Origin of the sequence: Leifsonia sp. 115AMFTsu3.1, assembly GCF_004362795.1 — a bacterium.
Lineage (GTDB): Bacteria > Actinomycetota > Actinomycetes > Actinomycetales > Microbacteriaceae > Leifsonia.
This window is the reverse complement of the sequence record NZ_SNYB01000002.1, coordinates 80,906-98,233: the sequence shown is the minus strand read 5'-3', so window position 1 is coordinate 98,233 and position 17,328 is coordinate 80,906. Positions and strand designations below refer to the sequence as shown.

Annotated in this window: 23 protein-coding genes; 10 read left to right on the top strand and 13 right to left on the bottom strand. The window is 71.3% G+C overall.

The window, feature by feature from the left end; translation table 11 throughout:
* The first annotated feature begins 2 nt into the window (after positions 1-2).
* A complete protein-coding gene (locus tag AXZ95_RS11425) occupies positions 3-1,691 on the top strand; it encodes an alkaline phosphatase family protein (RefSeq protein WP_018192682.1) in 1,689 nt (562 codons plus the stop codon).
* A gap of 60 nt (positions 1,692-1,751) precedes the next feature.
* Here AXZ95_RS11425 and AXZ95_RS11420 read toward each other — a convergent pair whose 3' ends face one another.
* From AXZ95_RS11420 to AXZ95_RS11400, 5 genes are all read right to left on the bottom strand, one after another.
* On the bottom strand, positions 1,752-2,024 hold the full coding sequence (locus AXZ95_RS11420) for a DUF4190 domain-containing protein (protein WP_018192683.1): 273 nt from the start codon (positions 2,022-2,024) through the stop codon (positions 1,752-1,754).
* 79 nt (positions 2,025-2,103) lie between these two features.
* A complete protein-coding gene (locus tag AXZ95_RS11415; RefSeq protein WP_018192684.1) occupies positions 2,104-2,958 on the bottom strand; it encodes an SDR family oxidoreductase in 855 nt (284 codons plus the stop codon).
* A 1-nt stretch (position 2,959) separates the two neighbouring features.
* A complete protein-coding gene (locus tag AXZ95_RS11410) occupies positions 2,960-3,325 on the bottom strand; it encodes a VOC family protein (RefSeq protein ID WP_018192685.1) in 366 nt (121 codons plus the stop codon).
* Positions 3,326-3,378: 53 nt separating this feature from the next.
* On the bottom strand, positions 3,379-4,593 hold the full coding sequence (locus AXZ95_RS11405) for a prolyl oligopeptidase family serine peptidase (RefSeq protein WP_018192686.1): 1,215 nt from the start codon (positions 4,591-4,593) through the stop codon (positions 3,379-3,381).
* Between the two features lie 73 nt (positions 4,594-4,666).
* Complete coding sequence (locus AXZ95_RS11400) at positions 4,667-5,071, bottom strand: NUDIX domain-containing protein (RefSeq protein WP_018192687.1); 405 nt, start codon at positions 5,069-5,071, stop codon at positions 4,667-4,669.
* Between the two features lie 46 nt (positions 5,072-5,117).
* Between AXZ95_RS11400 and AXZ95_RS11395 the strand changes: the two genes are divergently transcribed.
* Complete coding sequence (locus tag AXZ95_RS11395) at positions 5,118-5,477, top strand: nuclear transport factor 2 family protein (protein ID WP_018192688.1); 360 nt, start codon at positions 5,118-5,120, stop codon at positions 5,475-5,477.
* Here the strand turns inward: AXZ95_RS11395 and AXZ95_RS11390 are convergent.
* Positions 5,474-5,923: an SRPBCC family protein gene (locus tag AXZ95_RS11390; RefSeq protein WP_018192689.1), complete on the bottom strand. Its 450-nt coding sequence runs from the start codon at positions 5,921-5,923 to the stop codon at positions 5,474-5,476. The two genes, AXZ95_RS11395 and AXZ95_RS11390, sit on opposite strands and share 4 nt — an antisense overlap.
* A gap of 88 nt (positions 5,924-6,011) precedes the next feature.
* Here AXZ95_RS11390 and AXZ95_RS11385 point away from each other — a divergent pair, with 88 nt between their 5' ends.
* The gene (locus AXZ95_RS11385) at positions 6,012-6,920 is read left to right on the top strand and encodes a 5'-3' exonuclease (RefSeq protein WP_018192690.1); all 909 of its coding nucleotides are present in this window, start codon (positions 6,012-6,014) and stop codon (positions 6,918-6,920) included.
* A gap of 9 nt (positions 6,921-6,929) precedes the next feature.
* Here the strand turns inward: AXZ95_RS11385 and AXZ95_RS11380 are convergent, their stop codons facing one another.
* Both AXZ95_RS11380 and AXZ95_RS11375 read right to left on the bottom strand, forming a co-directional pair.
* A complete protein-coding gene (locus AXZ95_RS11380; RefSeq protein WP_018192691.1) occupies positions 6,930-8,138 on the bottom strand; it encodes a GAF domain-containing protein in 1,209 nt (402 codons plus the stop codon).
* 174 nt (positions 8,139-8,312) lie between these two features.
* A complete protein-coding gene (locus AXZ95_RS11375) occupies positions 8,313-9,242 on the bottom strand; it encodes an aldo/keto reductase (RefSeq protein WP_018192692.1) in 930 nt (309 codons plus the stop codon).
* Positions 9,243-9,326: 84 nt separating this feature from the next.
* On the opposite strand from AXZ95_RS11375, the gene AXZ95_RS11370 reads away from it, so the two are divergent.
* Together AXZ95_RS11370 and AXZ95_RS11365 are read left to right on the top strand one after the other, a co-directional pair.
* The gene (locus AXZ95_RS11370) at positions 9,327-9,596 is read left to right on the top strand and encodes a hypothetical protein (protein ID WP_018192693.1); all 270 of its coding nucleotides are present in this window, start codon (positions 9,327-9,329) and stop codon (positions 9,594-9,596) included.
* 35 nt (positions 9,597-9,631) lie between these two features.
* The gene (locus AXZ95_RS11365) at positions 9,632-10,165 is read left to right on the top strand and encodes a hypothetical protein (protein ID WP_018192694.1); all 534 of its coding nucleotides are present in this window, start codon (positions 9,632-9,634) and stop codon (positions 10,163-10,165) included.
* Position 10,166: 1 nt separating this feature from the next.
* Here AXZ95_RS11365 and AXZ95_RS11360 read toward each other — a convergent pair whose 3' ends face one another.
* Positions 10,167-10,457: a hypothetical protein gene (locus AXZ95_RS11360; RefSeq protein ID WP_018192695.1), complete on the bottom strand. Its 291-nt coding sequence runs from the start codon at positions 10,455-10,457 to the stop codon at positions 10,167-10,169.
* Positions 10,458-10,522: 65 nt separating this feature from the next.
* On the opposite strand from AXZ95_RS11360, the gene AXZ95_RS11355 reads away from it, so the two are divergent.
* Both AXZ95_RS11355 and AXZ95_RS11350 read left to right on the top strand, forming a co-directional pair.
* Positions 10,523-11,056, top strand: coding sequence for a TOPRIM nucleotidyl transferase/hydrolase domain-containing protein (locus tag AXZ95_RS11355; protein ID WP_231374520.1), 534 nt, complete (start codon positions 10,523-10,525; stop codon positions 11,054-11,056).
* A gap of 9 nt (positions 11,057-11,065) precedes the next feature.
* On the top strand, positions 11,066-11,581 hold the full coding sequence (locus tag AXZ95_RS11350; RefSeq protein WP_018192697.1) for a tetratricopeptide repeat protein: 516 nt from the start codon (positions 11,066-11,068) through the stop codon (positions 11,579-11,581).
* Between the two features lie 31 nt (positions 11,582-11,612).
* On the opposite strand, the gene AXZ95_RS11345 is transcribed toward AXZ95_RS11350, so the two are convergent.
* From AXZ95_RS11345 to AXZ95_RS11330, 4 genes are all read right to left on the bottom strand, one after another.
* Complete coding sequence (locus AXZ95_RS11345) at positions 11,613-12,536, bottom strand: AEC family transporter (RefSeq protein WP_018192698.1); 924 nt, start codon at positions 12,534-12,536, stop codon at positions 11,613-11,615.
* A 90-nt stretch (positions 12,537-12,626) separates the two neighbouring features.
* Positions 12,627-13,442 (bottom strand): tryptophan-rich sensory protein, encoded by an 816-nt coding sequence (locus AXZ95_RS11340; protein WP_018192699.1) that lies wholly within the window; start codon positions 13,440-13,442, stop codon positions 12,627-12,629.
* A gap of 54 nt (positions 13,443-13,496) precedes the next feature.
* Positions 13,497-14,288 (bottom strand): putative protein N(5)-glutamine methyltransferase, encoded by a 792-nt coding sequence (locus tag AXZ95_RS11335; RefSeq protein WP_018192700.1) that lies wholly within the window; start codon positions 14,286-14,288, stop codon positions 13,497-13,499.
* Between the two features lie 22 nt (positions 14,289-14,310).
* On the bottom strand, positions 14,311-14,922 hold the full coding sequence (locus AXZ95_RS11330) for an NAD(P)H-dependent oxidoreductase (RefSeq protein ID WP_018192701.1): 612 nt from the start codon (positions 14,920-14,922) through the stop codon (positions 14,311-14,313).
* A gap of 87 nt (positions 14,923-15,009) precedes the next feature.
* Here AXZ95_RS11330 and AXZ95_RS11325 point away from each other — a divergent pair, with 87 nt between their 5' ends.
* The 3 genes from AXZ95_RS11325 (at position 15,010) to AXZ95_RS11315 (ending at position 17,280) form a co-directional block, all read left to right on the top strand.
* Complete coding sequence (locus tag AXZ95_RS11325; protein ID WP_018192702.1) at positions 15,010-15,348, top strand: hypothetical protein; 339 nt, start codon at positions 15,010-15,012, stop codon at positions 15,346-15,348.
* Between the two features lie 81 nt (positions 15,349-15,429).
* Positions 15,430-15,711 carry a hypothetical protein gene (locus AXZ95_RS11320; protein ID WP_018192703.1) on the top strand — a complete coding sequence of 94 codons (282 nt, stop codon included), beginning with the start codon at positions 15,430-15,432 and terminating at the stop codon, positions 15,709-15,711.
* A gap of 45 nt (positions 15,712-15,756) precedes the next feature.
* Positions 15,757-17,280 carry an FAD-dependent oxidoreductase gene (locus tag AXZ95_RS11315; protein ID WP_018192704.1) on the top strand — a complete coding sequence of 508 codons (1,524 nt, stop codon included), beginning with the start codon at positions 15,757-15,759 and terminating at the stop codon, positions 17,278-17,280.
* Positions 17,281-17,328 lie beyond the last annotated feature (48 nt).

The window sequence follows — 17,328 nt, the reverse complement described above, 5'->3', positions numbered from 1 at the left end:
TCGTGTTCAGACCCTCCCGTCTGCGCCGCTCCCCGGTCGCCCTCGCAGGTGTCGCGCTCGCCGGCGCGGCCGCCCTCGCCGGCGCCGGAATCCTCGCGGGTGCGCCCGCGGTCGCCACGGCCGGCGGCTCGCACGCCGACCACTCCGCCCAGACCCTCACCCCGATCAAGCACCTCGTCGTGATCTTCGACGAGAACGTCTCGTTCGACCACTACTTCGGGACCTACCCGAACGCCGCGAACACCGACGGGACGCCGTTCCAGGCGTCGCCGCGCACCCCGCGCACCGACACCCTCACGTCCTCCGGCACGCTGACGAACAACCCCAACCTGTACGCGCCGAAGCGGCTCACGCCCGCGCAGGCGGTCACGTGCGACCAGAACCACAGCTACGCCGCCGAGCAGGCCGCCGTCGACGGCGGGAAGATGGACATGTTCGTCCAGAAGACCGAGACCGACACCTGCACCGGCGCGTACGGGGCACCGGGGCTGGTCATGGACTACTACGACGGCAACACCGTCACGGGTCTGTGGAACTACGCCCAGAACTACGCCATGAGCGACAACAGCTGGGACACCACGTTCGGCCCGTCCACGCCGGGCGCGCTCAACCTCATCTCCGGTCAGACGCACGGCGGCACCGCCTACGACCCCAAGACCGGAGCCGTCCTCACCGCATCCACGGCCGTCCAGTCGCCCGACGCCAAGGGCGTCGGAACCGTGATCGGCGATCCCGACCCCGCCTACGACGACTGCTCGGACAACGACCACACGTCGTCGTCCGCCGTGGTCGGCATGTCCGGCCGCAACGTCGGCGACCTGCTCAACGCGCGCGGTGTCAGCTGGGGCTGGTTCCAGGGCGGATTCACGCCGACCACGGCCTGGAACGGCCAGGCCGGTTCGTACGCCAAGTGCGACGCCGTGACGGCCAACATCGCCGGCGCGACGCCGAAGGACTACTCGCCGCACCACTCCCCGTTCCAGTACTACAAGTCCACCTCGAACCCGCACCACCTGCCGCCGACCTCGGTGAAGGCGATCGGGCACACCGACCAGGCGAACCACCAGTACGACCTGACGTCGTTCGACGCGGCCCTGAAGGCGGACAACCTGCCGGCCGTGTCCTTCCTGAAGGCCCCGGAGGCGCAGGACGGCCACGCGGGATACTCCGACCCGCTGGACGAGCAGAAATTCCTGGTGAACGAGATCAACGCCCTCCAGAAGTCGGACAGCTGGTCGAGCACCGCCGTGGTCGTCGCCTACGACGACTCCGACGGCTGGTACGACCACGTCGCCCCGAAGGTCGCGAACGGGTCCGCCGACCCGGCCGTCGACTCGACGGTGTGCACGAGCGTCAAGCGCACGCAAGGCGGCTACGCCGACCGCTGCGGGCCGAGCCAGCGCCTCCCGTTGCTGGTCATCTCGCCCTGGGCCGCCCAGAACCGCGTCGACCACACGCCGGTCGAGCAGGCCAGCGTGCTGCGCTTCATCGAGAACAACTGGCTGACCGGACGCATCGGCGACGCCTCGTTCGACACGCGCGCCGGATCGCTCGGCGGGATGTTCGACTGGTTCCACCCGCAGCAGCGGGAGGTGCTCCTCGACCCGGCGACGGGTGCGGTCAACTCGATCGTCCCCACCCGCCCGCACTGGCCGGCGCCTCCGCGCGGCGGCTGGTCGGCGCAGCCGTAACGCCACCTCGGAGGGCGGTCCGCAGCGTGCGGGCCGCCCTTCGTCGTGTTCGGGATACGGTCAGCGGACGTGCGACATGGCGTTGAGGAAGAGGCTCAGCCACACGATGAAGAACCCGACCTGCAGCAGGGTGAACACGGAACCGAGGATCACTGCGGCACGCGCCAACCCTCGGCCGCCCTCGCCGGTCACCCGCGTCTGATTGAGGCCGATCACGCCGAGGACGATGCCGACGACGGGGATGACGAAGGCGCCGATGAACCCGATCAGGGCCATCGTGTTGATCTTCTGCGCCTGCGGAATCTGGGGCTGCGGAGGCTGGGCGGCGGTCACCGGTCCTGTTTACCGGATGCGGCGCCCGCGCGCGCATCCCCCGTCCGGTTGACACACCGAGCGGCTCCCCGCGGTGCCGTCAGGCGATGGCGCCGCGCAACAGCTCGTCGAGCGACAGCGGGCGTCGGCCGGTCACGCGCTCCACATCGTCGGTGACGCCCGCGAGCTCGCCCGCCGCGATCGCCGTGTACGTCGAGACCCAGGCGTCGACCTGCCAGTCGGGGGCGTTCCACTTCGCACGCGAGGCGTACGCCTCCGGGATGGTCTCGTCATGGAACGAGACCGCCCGACCCGAGTGGGCGCTGAGCTTCTCGGCGACCTCCGCCAACGTGAGCTCCTCCGGACCGGTGAGGTCGTAGGTGACGTCGGCGTGCGCCGCCGGGTCCTGCAGAGCGACGGCCGCCACCCGGGCGACGTCGGCACGGGCGACCATGGCCGCTCGACCGTCGCCGGCGGGACCGCGGATCACGCCGTCGTCGCCGACGAGGAACTCGGCGAAGTCGAGGTACAGGTTGTCGCGCAGGAAGGTGTGGCGCATCGCCGACGAACGGATGCGCTGCTCGGTCGCGTAGTGGTCGCGGGCGAGCGTGAAGGTCGCGTCCGGCGCGGCCCCGAAGAACGACGTGTAGACGATGTGGCGGACGCCCGACTCCTCGGCCGCATCCACGAACGCCAGGTGCTCGCCCAGCCGTTCGGCGTTCTCGGCCGCGGACACCATGAGCAGGGTCTCCACGCCGTCGAGTGCGGAGAGCACCGCGTCACGGTCGCTGTACGTCGCCGCGGCCACGGTGGTCCCCGGGTAGCGGGGCGCACGCTCGGGCGACCGCGCCAGCATCCGGAACGGCACACCGGCGTCGGCGAGGAGGTCGGCCGTCATCCGACCGATCGCCCCGGTGACGCCGGTGACGGCGAGCGCGGGAAGGTCGCCGCTCATCTCAACCCCAGCACAGGCAGAACGGGTGACCGGACGGATCCTCGTACACCTGGAACCCGCCCTCCGCGTCGAGGTCGTCCGCCTGCCTCAGCAGCGTCGCGCCCACGGCGAGCGCGTGCTCGTGCGCCTCGCGGATGTCGTCGACGTAGAGGTCGAGGTGGAGCTGCTGCTGCGCGCCGTTCGGCCAGTCGGGCCGCTCGTGGTTCGGCGCGAGCTGGAATCCGAGTCGCGGCTCGCCGTTCACGTAGACCGAGCGCCAGTCGTCCTCGTCGCCGCGCACCTCCCCGCCCATCAGGTCGGCCCAGAAGGCCGACTCGCGATCGATGTCGGGGGTGTCGAACACCACGATCTGGCGGCTGATCTGCATGACAGCATCCAACTCCACGCCACCGACACGGGCAAGAGCCGGCCGCGCGCCGGTCAGCGGCCCAGCCGGTCGTCCAGCCAGTCGAACATCCGCTGCTCGGTGAGCGCGCGGGCGAGCGGCTGGACGTGGAAGTCCGCGCCCTCCGCCTCGGTGAACTTCACGAGCGTCGAGACGCCCGGCGTCAGCGATGCGAGCTGCTCCGACTGCCCCGGCCAGAACTGCTCGTGCTCCGGATCGGTGATGAGCAGAGGAGTGGTGATTCGAGCGGCGACCTCCGTGACGTTGTACTGAAGCACGGTGCGCATCGTCTCGGCGTAGCCCGTGGTGCCGTACGGACGGGCGCGGAACTTCCAGGTATACGCGAGCTCGTGCGAGAACTTCATCCCCATCTGCATGTCGCGGTCGAACTTCTCGTCCTGCCCCTCGTCGAGCAGTTTGCGCATGTTCGCGGGCAGGTGCTCGGTCCAGGAGGTCGAGACGTCCACCACTCCCGGGTCGGCGATCGCGGCCGCGAACCGGTGCTCGAAGGCGAGCGCCCGCGGGACCCAGTACCCGGCCTGGCTGATGCCGTAGAGGGCGATGCGGTCGGCGTCGACGCCGTCCTGGGCGCGTACGAAGTCGAGGACGGGGGTGAGCACGGCCTCCCAGTCCGGCCGGAACGGCACGTTCCGCTCGAACAGCATCGACTGCTGCCCCGGCCCGTCGAAGACGAGGGCGTGATAGCCGCGCGCGAGCGCCCCCGACACCGCCGACGACCACAGGCTGGTGAGCGCCCCGTCGCTGCCGTTGGCGACGACCAGCAGCGGGCGGTCGTCGCCGGCCGCACCGGGCGCGCGGAACAGGTAACCGGGCATCGCGGTGTCTTCGTAGGGGATCTCGACCCGGGCGATATCCCGGTCGACGAGGTCCACCCAGCGATCCCACGCGGCCCGGTGTTTGCGGAACGTCGGCAGCAGCTCATCCTCCGTCGGCAACGAGGCCACCGCGTTCAGGGCCGTCGCGTAGTACGAGGCCGCCCGCAGGTACGCGCTCGCGGCACTGACCGCGTGACCTGCAGTAGCGGACGCGTCCGCCTGGGCGGCGATCCGGTCGCCGAGGCCGAGCCAGGCGCGGAACCAGCCGTCGTGGTCCTTCTCGCCGACCCCCTCGACCGCGGCGAGCACCTCTCCGATGTCGGCAGCGCCACTGAAGGCCTGACCGATCGTGGTGCGGATCTCGAAGTCGAAGTCGGCATTGCCGGAGAACCGGAACTCGTGCGTTCGCGCCATGGCACCAGCCTGGCCGCAGGTCGCCGCGGTCGCCAGCCCTCGCGTGGGGCACATCCGCCCGGTGGATGCTGCGTCAATCGATGAGGTCGAGCTCGACCAGTCGCCGCAGCACCTCTCTTCCGGCGGGCGGGCAGCGGTCCGCGTCGGCGCTGGTGGTCCAGTGGATGGCGTCGACCTCCGCAGACGGAGCCGGCTCCTCGTCGGTCACCGCGCGGAACACGCGCATGTGCACTTGACGTCCGTCCGGCTCGCCGTGCGCCTGCGTCCGCACCTCGAAGAGCTCCTCCAGGTCGTCGGGCGCCAGACGGAGCGCCACCTCCTCGAACGCCTCCCTGGCCGCCGCCTCCGCCGCGGTCTCGCCCGCATCCACTTTGCCGCCCGGCATGTAATAGACATCGCGCCGACGGGCGGTCACCATGAGCACGGTTCGGTCGCGCACCACCGCGACGGCGGACACGATGAGTGGAGCGGAGGTCACCACTCCACGCTAGCGAAGGCGGGGTGAGCGCGTGTCACGATGGACCATGCTCACGGAAGACTTCGCCGACACCTTCGTCGCAGGCTGGCTGCGCGACTGGAATGCCCACGACCTCGAAGCCCTGCTGTCCCACTACACGGACGACGTGACCTTCAGCTCGCCGCTGGCCGTGCGGCTGCTGCCCGGCAGTGACGGAGTCGCCCGGGGGAAGGATGCGCTCCGCGCCTACTGGACGGCCGGTCTGGCGGCGCTCCCGGACCTCCGCTTCGAGGTGCTCGACCACTTCGTGGGCGTTGAGACCCTCGTCATCCGTTACCGCAACCAGAACGGCGGAGTGGTCTGCGAGGTGCTCGAGTTCCGCGACGGGCTGGTCGCGCGCGGCCACGGAACCTACCAGCGCCCTTAGCCGGCCTCGGCCACCTGCTTCAGGTTGCGGAGGCCCTTCTCGAAGTCGCCGCCGACCAGCTTGTCGAGGTTGACGAAGCGTGTGTAGAGCTTCTGCGGCGTCTCCATCCGCCAGGTCACCCGCGTGGCGTCGCCCTCCGGCTCCAACACGAATCGCAGCTCGTTCGAGGAGCGGAAGGGCCGTGTGAAGTCGAGGTGGATGCCGACACCCGCGTCGTCCACGGCGGTCACCCTCATGGCTCCGGCGCCCGCCTTGCGGTTGCCCGACCAGGTGTACGTCGAGCCGATCGCGCCCGGCTCGCCCGCGTACTCGCGCTTCAGCTCCGGGTCCATGTCCTCCCACGGCGACCACTGCGTCCACTCGGGCAGCCGGGAGATCAGCGGCAGCAGTCGCTCCCTGCCCGCCTGGATGCGTTCGGTGCGCTCGACGACGACGGTTCCGGCCATGCGCCGACCATAGCGCTCGGGTGCCCTAGGAGGAAGCGTTCCGGCGAACGGCCGGACGTGCCAGGATCGGGGCGTGACCGGCCGAACAATGCTGCTCGACAGCGCTTCCCTCTACTTCCGTGCGTTCTACGGCGTGCCCGACACCGTGAAGGCGCCTGACGGGACGCCGGTGAACGCGGTGCGCGGGTTCCTCGACATCATCGCGAAGCTGGTGACCGACTACCAGCCGGATGCGCTCATCGCCTGCTGGGACGACGACTGGCGGCCGCGCTGGCGTGTCGACCTCATCCCCAGTTACAAGGGGCACCGGGTCGCGCAGCTCGTCCCGGGCGGCGTCGACGTCGAGGAGACGCCAGAGGCCCTCGTTACGCAGGTGCCGGTCATCCGCGAGGTGCTGGACGCCGTCGGCATCCCGATCGTCGGTGCGGCGGAGCACGAGGCCGACGACGTCATCGGCACCCTCGCGACGACGACCACGGGCCCAGTGGATGTGGTGACCGGCGACCGCGACCTGTTCCAGCTCGTCGACGACGAGCGGGAGGTCCGCGTGATCTATACCGCTCGCGGCATGAGCAACCTCGAACTCGTCACGAGCGACGTCGTGCAGAGCAAATACGGCGTGCGCGCCGACCAGTACGCCGACTTCGCGGCGATGCGCGGCGACACCTCGGACGGCCTCCCCGGCGTCGCGGGCATCGGCGAGAAGACGGCCGCCGCGCTCTTGGCGCATTACGGCGACCTCGCCGGGATCATCGCGGCCGCGGAGGATTCCTCCAGCGGCATGAAGCCGGCGGCCCGGGCACGCTTCGCTGCGGCAGTCGACTACCTGGCGGTCGCGCCGCGAGTGGTCGAGGTCGTCCGCGACCTGCCGCTACCCGAGGTGGATGCGCGACTCACGGCGCCGAGCGTCCAGCAGCGCGAGGCGCTGAGCGCGCTCTCCGAGCGGTGGGGACTGGGCGGTTCGCTGGACCGGCTGCTCACGGCGCTGGAGCGGTGACCCCGCGGCTCACCCCTCCGAGGTCGGCTCCCAGCGCCATAGCTCCCGCTGGGCGAGCAGCGCCAGCTCGCGCAGCACGTCGAGGTCGGCCTCGCCGTCGGCCTGCTCCCGCGGCGCGCGACCGAAAACGCAGAGCGCTCCGATGCGGGTGCCGTCGGGCGCCTCGACCGGGTAGCCGGCGTAGTACCGCAGACCCGCCGGCCCGGTGACGAGGGCGTTGCCCGCGAACCGCTCGTCTTCGACGGCGTTCGGCACGATCATCCCGTCGGGCGTCTGGATGGTGTGAATGCATGCCGACTGCTCGATCGGGATCGAGTCGAGCACGGACCCTGTCGACGCCAGCGGCCACTCGCGTGTGTCGTCGAGCACGGTAAACATCGCGATCTCCGTCCCCAGGGTGCGTTTGGCGGTGCCGACGATGCCCTCGAGGCGGGCGTCTCCGCCACGACGGCTCAGCTTGAGGCGTTCGATGGCCTCGACGCGGTCCGCACCCTCCGTGGTCGGGGCCGTCCGCTGCGAAGCGCACTCCTGCAGGGAGGGGGCGAGCGCATCCACGATCTGCCGGGCCCAGAACAGGTAGTCCCCGGGAGTGCGGTGGCGACGACCGCCGACGCGTGGGGGTGCCGACAGGGCGACGAACAGGCTGCCGGTGTCGTGGCACGCGTCCCGGGCGATGGCATTCAGGCGCTCCGCGTGCGCGTCGGCCAGGAGGCCGGACGGGGTGTCGTACGGGCGGATCGAGCGGATGGGCTGGGCCCCCAGCCACAGCACGGAGCGCGGGCCGCGCTCGTGCACGTCGACGAGCAGTCGCCGCAGGCGCGCACCCCAGCGGCGCGGCTCGGCGAACCGGAGCGCGTCGGCGACGGCGGCGCTGAGCACGACGGCGTCGTAGCGGTCGACGCCCGCCGCATCCACCATCCGCTTCAACCGGCGGACCCCCGCCGACGGGTGCGGCACCACATCCACCACCGCACCGCGGTCGGTCGCCGCAGCGAGCGACCGGGCCACCGCCCCGGGAAGCGCGAGGTCGTGGCTGCCGACGCCCCAGCCCACGACCGGGCCGGAGCCGATCAGCAGGACGCGCAGCGGGCGACGCCCGGCGACGGAACCCTGCCGCCCGTCGAGCGGGCGCACCAGGCGAGCACGGACGGCGGCGACGCGCGCCAGCTGCGCACGCCTCGCGAGCCGGCGCGGCAGAGACACCCGTTCGTCGTCCACCTCTCGACCGTATCCCGCGCGCCACCGGTGACCGCAATCGGCTCGGCGCGCCCTGTTCGCTGCGCGACGCGGGCGGGCGGGAAGGGAGGAGATCCGCCGCCGACACACCGGCGGCGGCCGAAAAAGGAGGAGGATGTGCGGACCGCGCCGCGCATCCTCCTCCTGTTGAGCCCGCTACGGCAGGATGTGGCCTGCCGACGTGAAGAGCCGGTACCACTCCTCGCGGGTCAGCGGGATCTCGGAGCCGGCCGCCGAGTCGCGCACCCGCTGGTCGTTGGTGGTGCCGAGGACGACCTGCATCCCCGCCGGGTGGCGGGTGATCCACGCCACCGCGATCGCGGTCGGGGTCACGTCGTACTTCTGCGCCAGCTCGTCGATCACGTCGTTCAGCTCGGCGTAGTTCTCGCGGTCGCCGAGGAAGACGCCGTCGAAGAAGCCCTTCTGGAACGGCGACCACGCCTGCAGCACGATGTCGTGAAGGCGGGCGTAGTCGAGGATGCCGTTGTCGCGCGAGATCGACTGGTCGAGTCCCGCCATGTTGGCGGCGACGCCCTGCGCGATCAGCGGGGCGTGGGTGATGCTGAGCTGCACCTGGTTGGCGACGAGCGGCTGCGAGAGCGACCGCTGCAGCAGCTCGATCTGACCCGGCGTCTGGTTCGAGACGCCGAAAGCGCGCACCTTGCCCGCGCTCTGCAGCTCGTCGAAGGCGAGCGCGACCTCGTCCGGCTCCACCAGGGTGTCCGGGCGGTGCAGCAGCAGGATGTCGAGGTAATCCGTCTTCAGCGCCTCCAGCGACTCGTCCACCGAGCGCAAGATGTGCTCGCGAGAGAAGTCGAAGAAGCCCTCGCGAATGCCGACCTTGGACTGGATGACGACCTGGTCGCGCTCCGAGGCCGGGATGGCGCCCGCGTCGCCGAAGCGGCGCTCGCAGCCGTGACGCTCGGTGCCGTAGATGTCGGCGTGGTCGAACATGGTGATGCCCTCGTCGCGGGCGGTGCGGACCAGGGTGCGGATCTGCTCGTCGTCGAGGGACGAGATGCGCATCAGGCCGAGGATCATGTTGGAGGCGGTGATGTCGGTTCGGGGGAAGGTGAACATCTTCATGCCTTCCATCTAACTCCGCGTCAAGCCCCTGTCTGCACCGGTTTTCCGCGACTACCGTCGGCGAGGCCAGAGAAGGAGCCCCCGATGACCATGACGCCTGAATTCCATGTCGCCGTCGACGACTTCGCGCAGGAGACGGCGCTGGGCCGCCGCCCCACCACGCGGTCGCGGTACATCGTCCACGCTCTGGGCCGCGACTTCCGCGTCACCGACGAGATGGCCCGCATCTTCCTGAACCAGGTGGAGCGGGTGGCGGCGACCGACGCGTCCGCTCTGGTGGTGCTCCGGCATGAAGCCGGGGTCGAGCTCCTGCTCGTCACCGACGACAACTCGTTCTCCATCCGGACGGTGTAGCCGGGCGTCGACGGTGCGCCCGTAGGCTTCTCGGCGTGGGCTCGGAGACGGACGGGGAGGCGCTCGAGCGCATCCGTGCGGCCATCGCCTCCGCGGTCGCGACGCTCGCCGAGGCCGGTGCGCGCCAGGAGGCGCTGGCGGAGTACATTCCCGCCCGCCGTCGGTTCCTGATCCAGCGGGAGCCCGTGCTGCGCGAAATCGGAAGCGTGTGGCGTCTCGGCGTCTTCCTCCTGGATGCGGAGGGCGTTCTGCGCGCCACCGGGACGCTGGTCCGGGCGACGCCTCCGGGGCGGCCGCAGTACCAATCCCGGTCGGCGGAGGAGCGCAGGGCCTTGCGGGCTGCCGCGGCTCGCGGACGCTTCCGCAACGGCGAGACGGTGAATTTCGACGCGCCGGTCATCCCGCTCGACGCATCCATCCTCCGCGCCTCGACGGGCCCACTGTTCGTGCGGGATGCTCAGCCGCTGGTGCGCTGGAGCCCGGCGGCGGGGGACGCGGACGCGCGCGACTTCGGAGCGTACCTGAGCGAGCGGGTGGACCTGCTGGCCCACCCGCCCGAGGGAGCCTGACTCAGACGGCCGGCGAGGTGGAGCTGGAGCCGTTCCCGCTCTTGCCCGTGACCTCGTCGATCTTGGAGGTCGCCTTCTCGGTGACCTTGCTGACGGTCTCGCTGACCTTGTCGCCGACGTCGGAGGCGGCACGTCCGGCGAAGTCCTTGACGTCGCCCTTCACGTGCTGCACGGTGTCCGATTCGGCGAACCCGCGCCACTTGCGGCGCATGTCCTCGTATGCACCGCGCCCGGCGCGCGACCCGATGATGAAACCGACGGCGACTCCTGCGGCAAAGGTGATGATCTTCATGGCTCGCACCGTACGCGCGGCTTCGCGAGCGCGACAGGGGTCGACGGCGAGTGCACAATGTGACCGTGACCGGACAGTGGGTGGATGCCAGCACGGCGATCCTCGTCGAGGGCGCCAGTGATCGGGCGGCCGTGCTCGCCGCCGCGCGCATCCTCGGCGTCGACCTGGCAGCGGACGGGGTCGCGGTCGTGCCCATGGGCGGTGCGATGAGCGTCCGCCGGTTCGCCGCTGAGCTCGGAGGGGATGCCGGACTCCGGCTGCGCGGACTCTGCGATGCCGCCGAACTGCGCTTCTTCCAACGAGCCGGCCTCGACGAGGAGGCCGTGTTCGTGTGCCGTCCGGACCTCGAGGCCGAGCTCGTGCGTGCGCTGGGGCATCGACGGACGGAGGACATGCTCGAGCGGGAGGGCGACCTCCGGCTGTTCCGGATGTTCCAGCAGCAGCCCGCCCAGCGGGTGCGGTCGCTCGACCAGCAGCTGCACCGGTTCTTCGGCACCACCTCGGGCCGGAAGGAGCATTACGGAGCCGTTCTGACCTCCGCCCTCGCCGCGCACGAACTGCCCGCGCCGCTCCGCGGCGTGATCGGGGCCGGCCAGTAGGGTGGGCGGATGCCCGAGACGACCGACCCCGCCCTGCTGCAGCGGCTGAAGGACCTGTTCGACGCCAGGGACCGCGACGACATGGAGCCGACGATCGCTGCGCTGCGCGCCGTGCTGGCCGAGCATCCCACCGATCCGCACGTGCTCTACGAGGTCGGCGGCGCCTACGACACCGCGGGCGAGGAGGAGACGGCGGCGGGATACTACGAGCGCGCCCTCGACGCCGGGCTCGCCGGCGACACCCTGCGGCGCTGCCTCCTGCAGTACGGCAGCACGCTGCGGAACCTCGGCCGGTTCGACGAGTCGCTCGCGGTGCTCGACCGGGCGAGGGAGCTCTTCCCCGAATCGGAGTCCGTGCTCGTCTGGCATGCGCTGTCGTTGCACGCGGCCGGCCGCAGCGACGGCGCGGTCGCCGAGCTGATGGAGCTGGCCGCCGACCGCATCCGCACGCCGGACCTGCTGCGCTATGAGGCGGCCATCCGCGGCAACGCCGAGTACCTGCTGTCGCTCGACGGCGAGCGCTGACCGGGTCGGCTCAGGGCGCGGTCAGGCGGGGTCAGGGCGCGAGCAGCGCCGCGACGACCAGCAGGGAGGGCACGGCGAAGATCGTCGTGAACAGCACGATGTCGCGCGCGACGGGCATCCCGCGTTCGTAACGCGCCGCGAAGTTGTAGACGTTCTGCGCCGTCGGCAGTGCGGCGAGCGCGACCGCGGCGAACAGTGGCTGTCCCTCCAGCCCGAAGACGAACCGGGCGACCAGGAACGCGAGCAGCGGCATCACCGCCGACTTGAGCGCGACGGCCACGACGATCGGTGTACGGCCCGTCCCCGGCTGCAGCGGCTTCGATCCGACCAGCGACATCCCGAACGCCATCAGCACCAGCGGCACCGCGGCACCGCCGAGCAGCTCGAACGGCTGGTACACGGCGTCCGGCAGCCGGATCCCGCTCACGTCGACGAGGATGCCGAGCACCGACGCGATGATCATCGGGTTGCGGATGGGCTGGGTCAGGATGGAGCGCACCGACATCGTCCCGCGGCTGGTGGTGTCGAGGATCGTGAGGGCGATCGGCGCGAAGACGATGAGCTGGAGCAGCAGCACGGGCGCGACATAGGACGCACTGCCGAGCACGTACACGGCGACAGGGATGCCGATGTTGTTGGCGTTCACGTATCCCGCGCCCAGCGCTCCGATCGTGGTCTCGGGGGCGGGCGAGCGGAAGAACGCGCGGGACAGCGCGACGAACACGCCGGCCGAGGCGACGGCGGCGATCGCGGCGACGAGCAGCTGGGTCGAGAACACCACCCGGAGGTCCGCGTGGGCGAGGGTGACGAACAGCAGAGCAGGATTCGTGACGAAGAACGCGATCCGGTTCAGCACGTACGGGGCGGTCGGACCGCCGATCCGCAGCCGCCCGGCGACGTAGCCGACGAGGATCACGAAGGCGATGATCCCGAACCCGGTCAGTACGCCGCCCACCGGTCCAGCGTACGGGAGGGATCAGCACCCATCGGGTTGACGCGACGCGCCGTCGCCGACTGCCGCGCGACGGCGTGTCTCGTCAATCCGTCAGCCGCGGGCCCGGCGCGACGGCCGCGCCACCCGCACGGCCAGGGCGACCAGGAGCAGCAGCAGCGCCGCCGCGAAGGCCGTGATCGCGACCGGCGCCGAGACGAGCGAGCCGGTCAGACGCGAGACGCCGATCCAGGCGAGGCCCCACGCCGACGCGACAGCCGGGGCGAAGCGGCCGCCGTCCCACACCGCAAGGGCGCAGCCGATGACCGCGAAGACCGCGAGCAGGGCCATCGCCCAGGCGTGCGGACTGCCGCCGAAGCCGTCGAACCCGGCCACCTGCAGCAGCGAGGTGATGTTCGCGACGGTCGCCACCATGACCCACCCCAGGTACAGGCCCATCACGCCGTCGAGGAGCACGGCGTCGGCGGTGGAGTCGCCGGGGTGGCGGCGGAGCACGACGAACGCGGCGATGAGGACGACGAGCAGCGCCACGATCGCGACCACCGAGAGCGCCAGCTGGCCGGCCTGAACGGAGAGGATCCACGCGGCGTTCAGGAGCAGGGAGGCCAGCACCCAGAATCCGGCACGGCGCTGGCGGTCGCGCGCGGCCTGCGACGGCAGCGCCTGCCAGATGGCGTAGGCGACCAGCCCGCCGTAGATCACCGACCAGATCGCGAACGCGGGTCCGGCCGGGGCCAGCAGGGTGGCGTCCGCGCTCAGGGCGCCGCCCGCGACTTCGGGGATGGGCGTTCCCCCGGCGAATCCGGAGCCGACCACCGCACCGATCAGCGCCACGACCGTGCCGGCGATGACGAGGGATTGACGGACGCGGTCGGCCGGCATGGGCCGCGCGGCGGCGAGCGTGCTCATGCCACGCACGGTAGTCCTGTCGCCCGCGGCGGTGAAGGGATGCGCCCGCCGGCGCTACGCGGACGGCGCGGACGCGACGACCACCGTCGCGCCCAGGTCGTCGTCCGACTCGATGCGCGACGTAAGCCCGACGGCTGCGAAGAGGGCGGCCGAGACGGGGGCCTGCTCCTCCCCGGCCTCGATCAGCAGGGTCCCGCCCGGTGCGAGCCAGTCCGCCGCCTCCGCGGCGATGCGGCGGTGGATGTCGAGGCCGTCCGCGCCGCCGTGGAGCGCCATCCCCGGCTCGTGGTCGCGCGCCTCCGGCGGCATGAGGGCGATCGCTTCGGTCGGGACGTAGGGCGCGTTGACGGCCAGCACATCGACGCGGCCGCGCAGCTCGGAAGGGAGCGCCGCGAACAGGTCGCCCTCGAAGACATGGTCGGGAGCGACGTTGCGCCGCGCGCATGCGACGGCGACCGGATCCAGATCGGCGGCATACACCTCGGCGGCGGGCACGCGGTCGGCGACGACCGCGCCGATCGCACCGACACCGCAGCACAGGTCGACCACGACGGCGGCGCCGGACACGGCGACCGTGGCCGCGGCGAGATCGGCCGCGCGCCCGGCGAGCAGTTCGGTGCGCCGCCGCGGCACGAAGGCCCCCGGGGCGACGTGGAGGCGGAGCCCACCGAACTCGACCCAGCCGAGCAGCGGCTCGAGCGGCTCTCCGGCGACACGACGCGACACCAGGGCGTCGAGTTCGGCGGGCGAACCGGCCGCCTCGATCAGCAGGCGCGCCTCGTCTTCGGCGAAGACGCATCCCGCAGCCCGCAGGCGCGCGACGATCCGGGGGTCGGGTTCGGTCACGCGGCCATGCTAGCTGCGCCCGTCAGTACGGGCGCTCGGAGAGCAGCCGCGCCAGGTGGGCGGCGTTCTTCGCCACGACGGCGTTCGCGCTCGCCACAGCCTCCGGGGTCTCGTCGAGGTCCTTGTAATCGACGGTCTGCATCGCCTCGCCGTTCCAGTACGTCGCGCCCTGCGACGGAATGCTGAAGCCGACATCGTTGAGCCCCTGGAAGAGGTCGGCGATGATTCCGTGCGCGCCGTCCTCGTTGCCCACGACGCCGACGATGCCCACCTTGCCCTCGACGAGCGGTCGGCCGGCGTCGTCCGTCTCCGACAGCTCGGCGTCGAGACGCTCCAGCGCGCGCTGCGCCACCGACGAGAGGTGTCCCATCCACGTGGGCGTGACGATGAGCAGGATGTCGGACGCGATGATCTGCTCGCGGATGTGCGGCCACTGGTCGCCATCGCCCTCGTCGAGCTCGACACCGGGCTTGATGTCGTAGTCGACGAGGCGCACCGCGGTGCCGGTCACATCGTGGGTCGCCAGCTCATCCAGGAGCTGGCGCGCGAGCAGCTGACTGCTCGACTCACCGGGCGACGGCTTGAGCGTGCAGACGAGGGCGAGCGCGGTCAACGGTCTGGTCTGATCGGTCATTCCGCGAGTGAACGCGCACCGCTCCATCACCGCAAGGCCACACCGCAAAGCCTTGACCTTTCCCCCAGGTGATCGTATGGATTGGTGATGAAGCGCATCCATTATGCGAGCGGTTCTCTCCTCACCGGAGACGACATCGCCGACGTCATCGTGCGCTTCGCCGCCGCGCTGGCCCAGAACAACGCCGCCGCCGAAGTCCGCGCCCCCGTGGTCGTGGACGGGGGCAGCACCGGGGAGGTCCTGCTGCTGCTCGGCCCGGCCAGCCAGATGCTGGCGGAGGACGCCGAATACTCGGGATCCGAGCTGCGCGATCAGCCGTTCGTCGACGAGTTCGAGCACCGGATCGCGGCCCTTGCGCCACAACGGGCGACCTACGTCGAGCACGGTACGGACGACATCCCCGACGTCGATCTCGACCTGCTCTGACCGCGCCCGATACAGAGTCGGACTGGCACAACGCGGGGGGCCGCGTACTATCGGGCAGGAAACGACGACCGGGAGAGGTAAATGCAGGTGTTCCACGTCTACATCGACGACCTGAGATTCACCTTCGTCGACCGCGCACCGGTCGAGGAGCTGAAGGCCCGGGTCGTTCAGGCGAGCAGGAACGACGGCGACTTCGTCTCCATCTCGCAGTCCAGCAGACCTCCGAGTGAGATCTTCGTCACCGCGCAGACGCGCGTACGGATCGAGACCGCCACGATCCCGCGCGACCCCGTCGCCTCCGGAGCCACCGCCGGGGAGGACGACGACGACGCGTTCTGGTTCGACTTCGACTCGCTGGCCTGAAGTCAACCGCTTCCCACGGCGTCCTCGACGGGGGATGCTCGTCTCATGCCGCCGACGACGTCCCTCTGGCTCGAGACCTCCCCGCACATCCCGACCGACACGTTCGAGTGGGATGGGCACTACGACACGATCGTCGTCGGCGCCGGCCTGACCGGCCTCGCCACCGCCCTCATGCTCGCCCGCTCGGGGATGCGCGTCCTGGTGCTGGAAGCCCGCACCGTCGGCGCGGTCACGACTGGCAACACGACCGGCAAGGTCAGCCTGTTGCAGGGCACGACGCTCTCGTCGATCCGCCGCCACGCCTCCGAGGCCGTGCTCTGCGCCTACGTCGACGGCAACACGGCGGGCCAGGGCTGGCTGCTCGACTTCCTCGAAGAACAGGCCGTCCCGTACGAAACGCGCGACGCCGTCACCTACGCGACGACGCTCGACGGCCTGGACAAGCTGGATGCGGAACTCGCCGCCGCCCGCGTCGCCGGGCTCGACGCCGTGGAGGAGCGCACGACCGAGCTTCCGTTCGCGGTGGAGGGCGCCCTCACCCTCGGCGGCCAGGCGCAGGTGCATCCGCTGAAGGTGCTGGCCGCGCTCGCCGCCGAGTTCCGGCGGCTCGGCGGCCGGATCGTGGAGCGCGAACGCGTCACCGACGTGTCCGCCGCGAAACCGGCCGTGGTGACCAGCACCTCCGGCACTTCCCGCGCCGACCAGGTCGTCCTCGCGACCGGGACGCCCATCCTGGACCGCGGTCTGTACTTCGCCAAGGTCGAACCGACGCGCTCATATGTGACAGCCTTCCGGGTGCCGGGCGACATCCCGGAGGCCATGTACATCTCCGCCGACTCGCCCACCCGCTCCCTCCGCACCGCGACCGCGGCGGACGGCAGCCGCCTGCTCCTCGTCGGCGGCAACGGGCACCCGGCCGGTCGCGCGGACTCCCCGGCCGAGAAGCTCGCCGACCTCACCACCTGGGCCGAGCGCACCTTCCCCGGGGCGGAGCGGACCCACTGGTGGGCGGCGCAGGACTACCGGTCGGCGAACCGCATCCCGTTCGTCGGCTGGCTGCCCCGCGGCCGCGGACGCATCTACCTGGCCACCGGCTACGACAAGTGGGGGATGACGAACGCCGTCGCCTCGGCACTCAGTCTCACCGCCGACCTGACCGGGGAGACGCTCGAGTGGGCGCGCGTGATGCACCACCGGGTCACCCGCCCCGCGGACATCGCCTCAGGCGTCGCCATGAACGCCGGCGTCGGCAAGGCCGCAGTGACCGAGTGGGCGTCCGCTCAGACAGGCCCGGAGGTCGGCGACGAGCCGGTCGCGGAGGGCACCGGAACGGTCGGCCGACGCGGTCGCACCCCGGTCGCCGTGTCGACGGTCGACGGGACGACGTGCGCGCTCACCGCAGTGTGCAGCCACCTCGGCGGTGTGGTCCGCTGGAACGACGCCGAGCTGTCGTGGGACTGCCCGCTGCACGGCTCGCGCTTCGCACCCGACGGCACGGTTCTCGAAGGTCCGGCCACCCAGCCGCTCGCGCCGGCCCCCGCGGCCCGCGCGGCGGAGACGGCGGGCTGACAAGCGCGTCCCCCGGGCAGCCAGGGGCCCGCCGACCCGCGGCGGCCC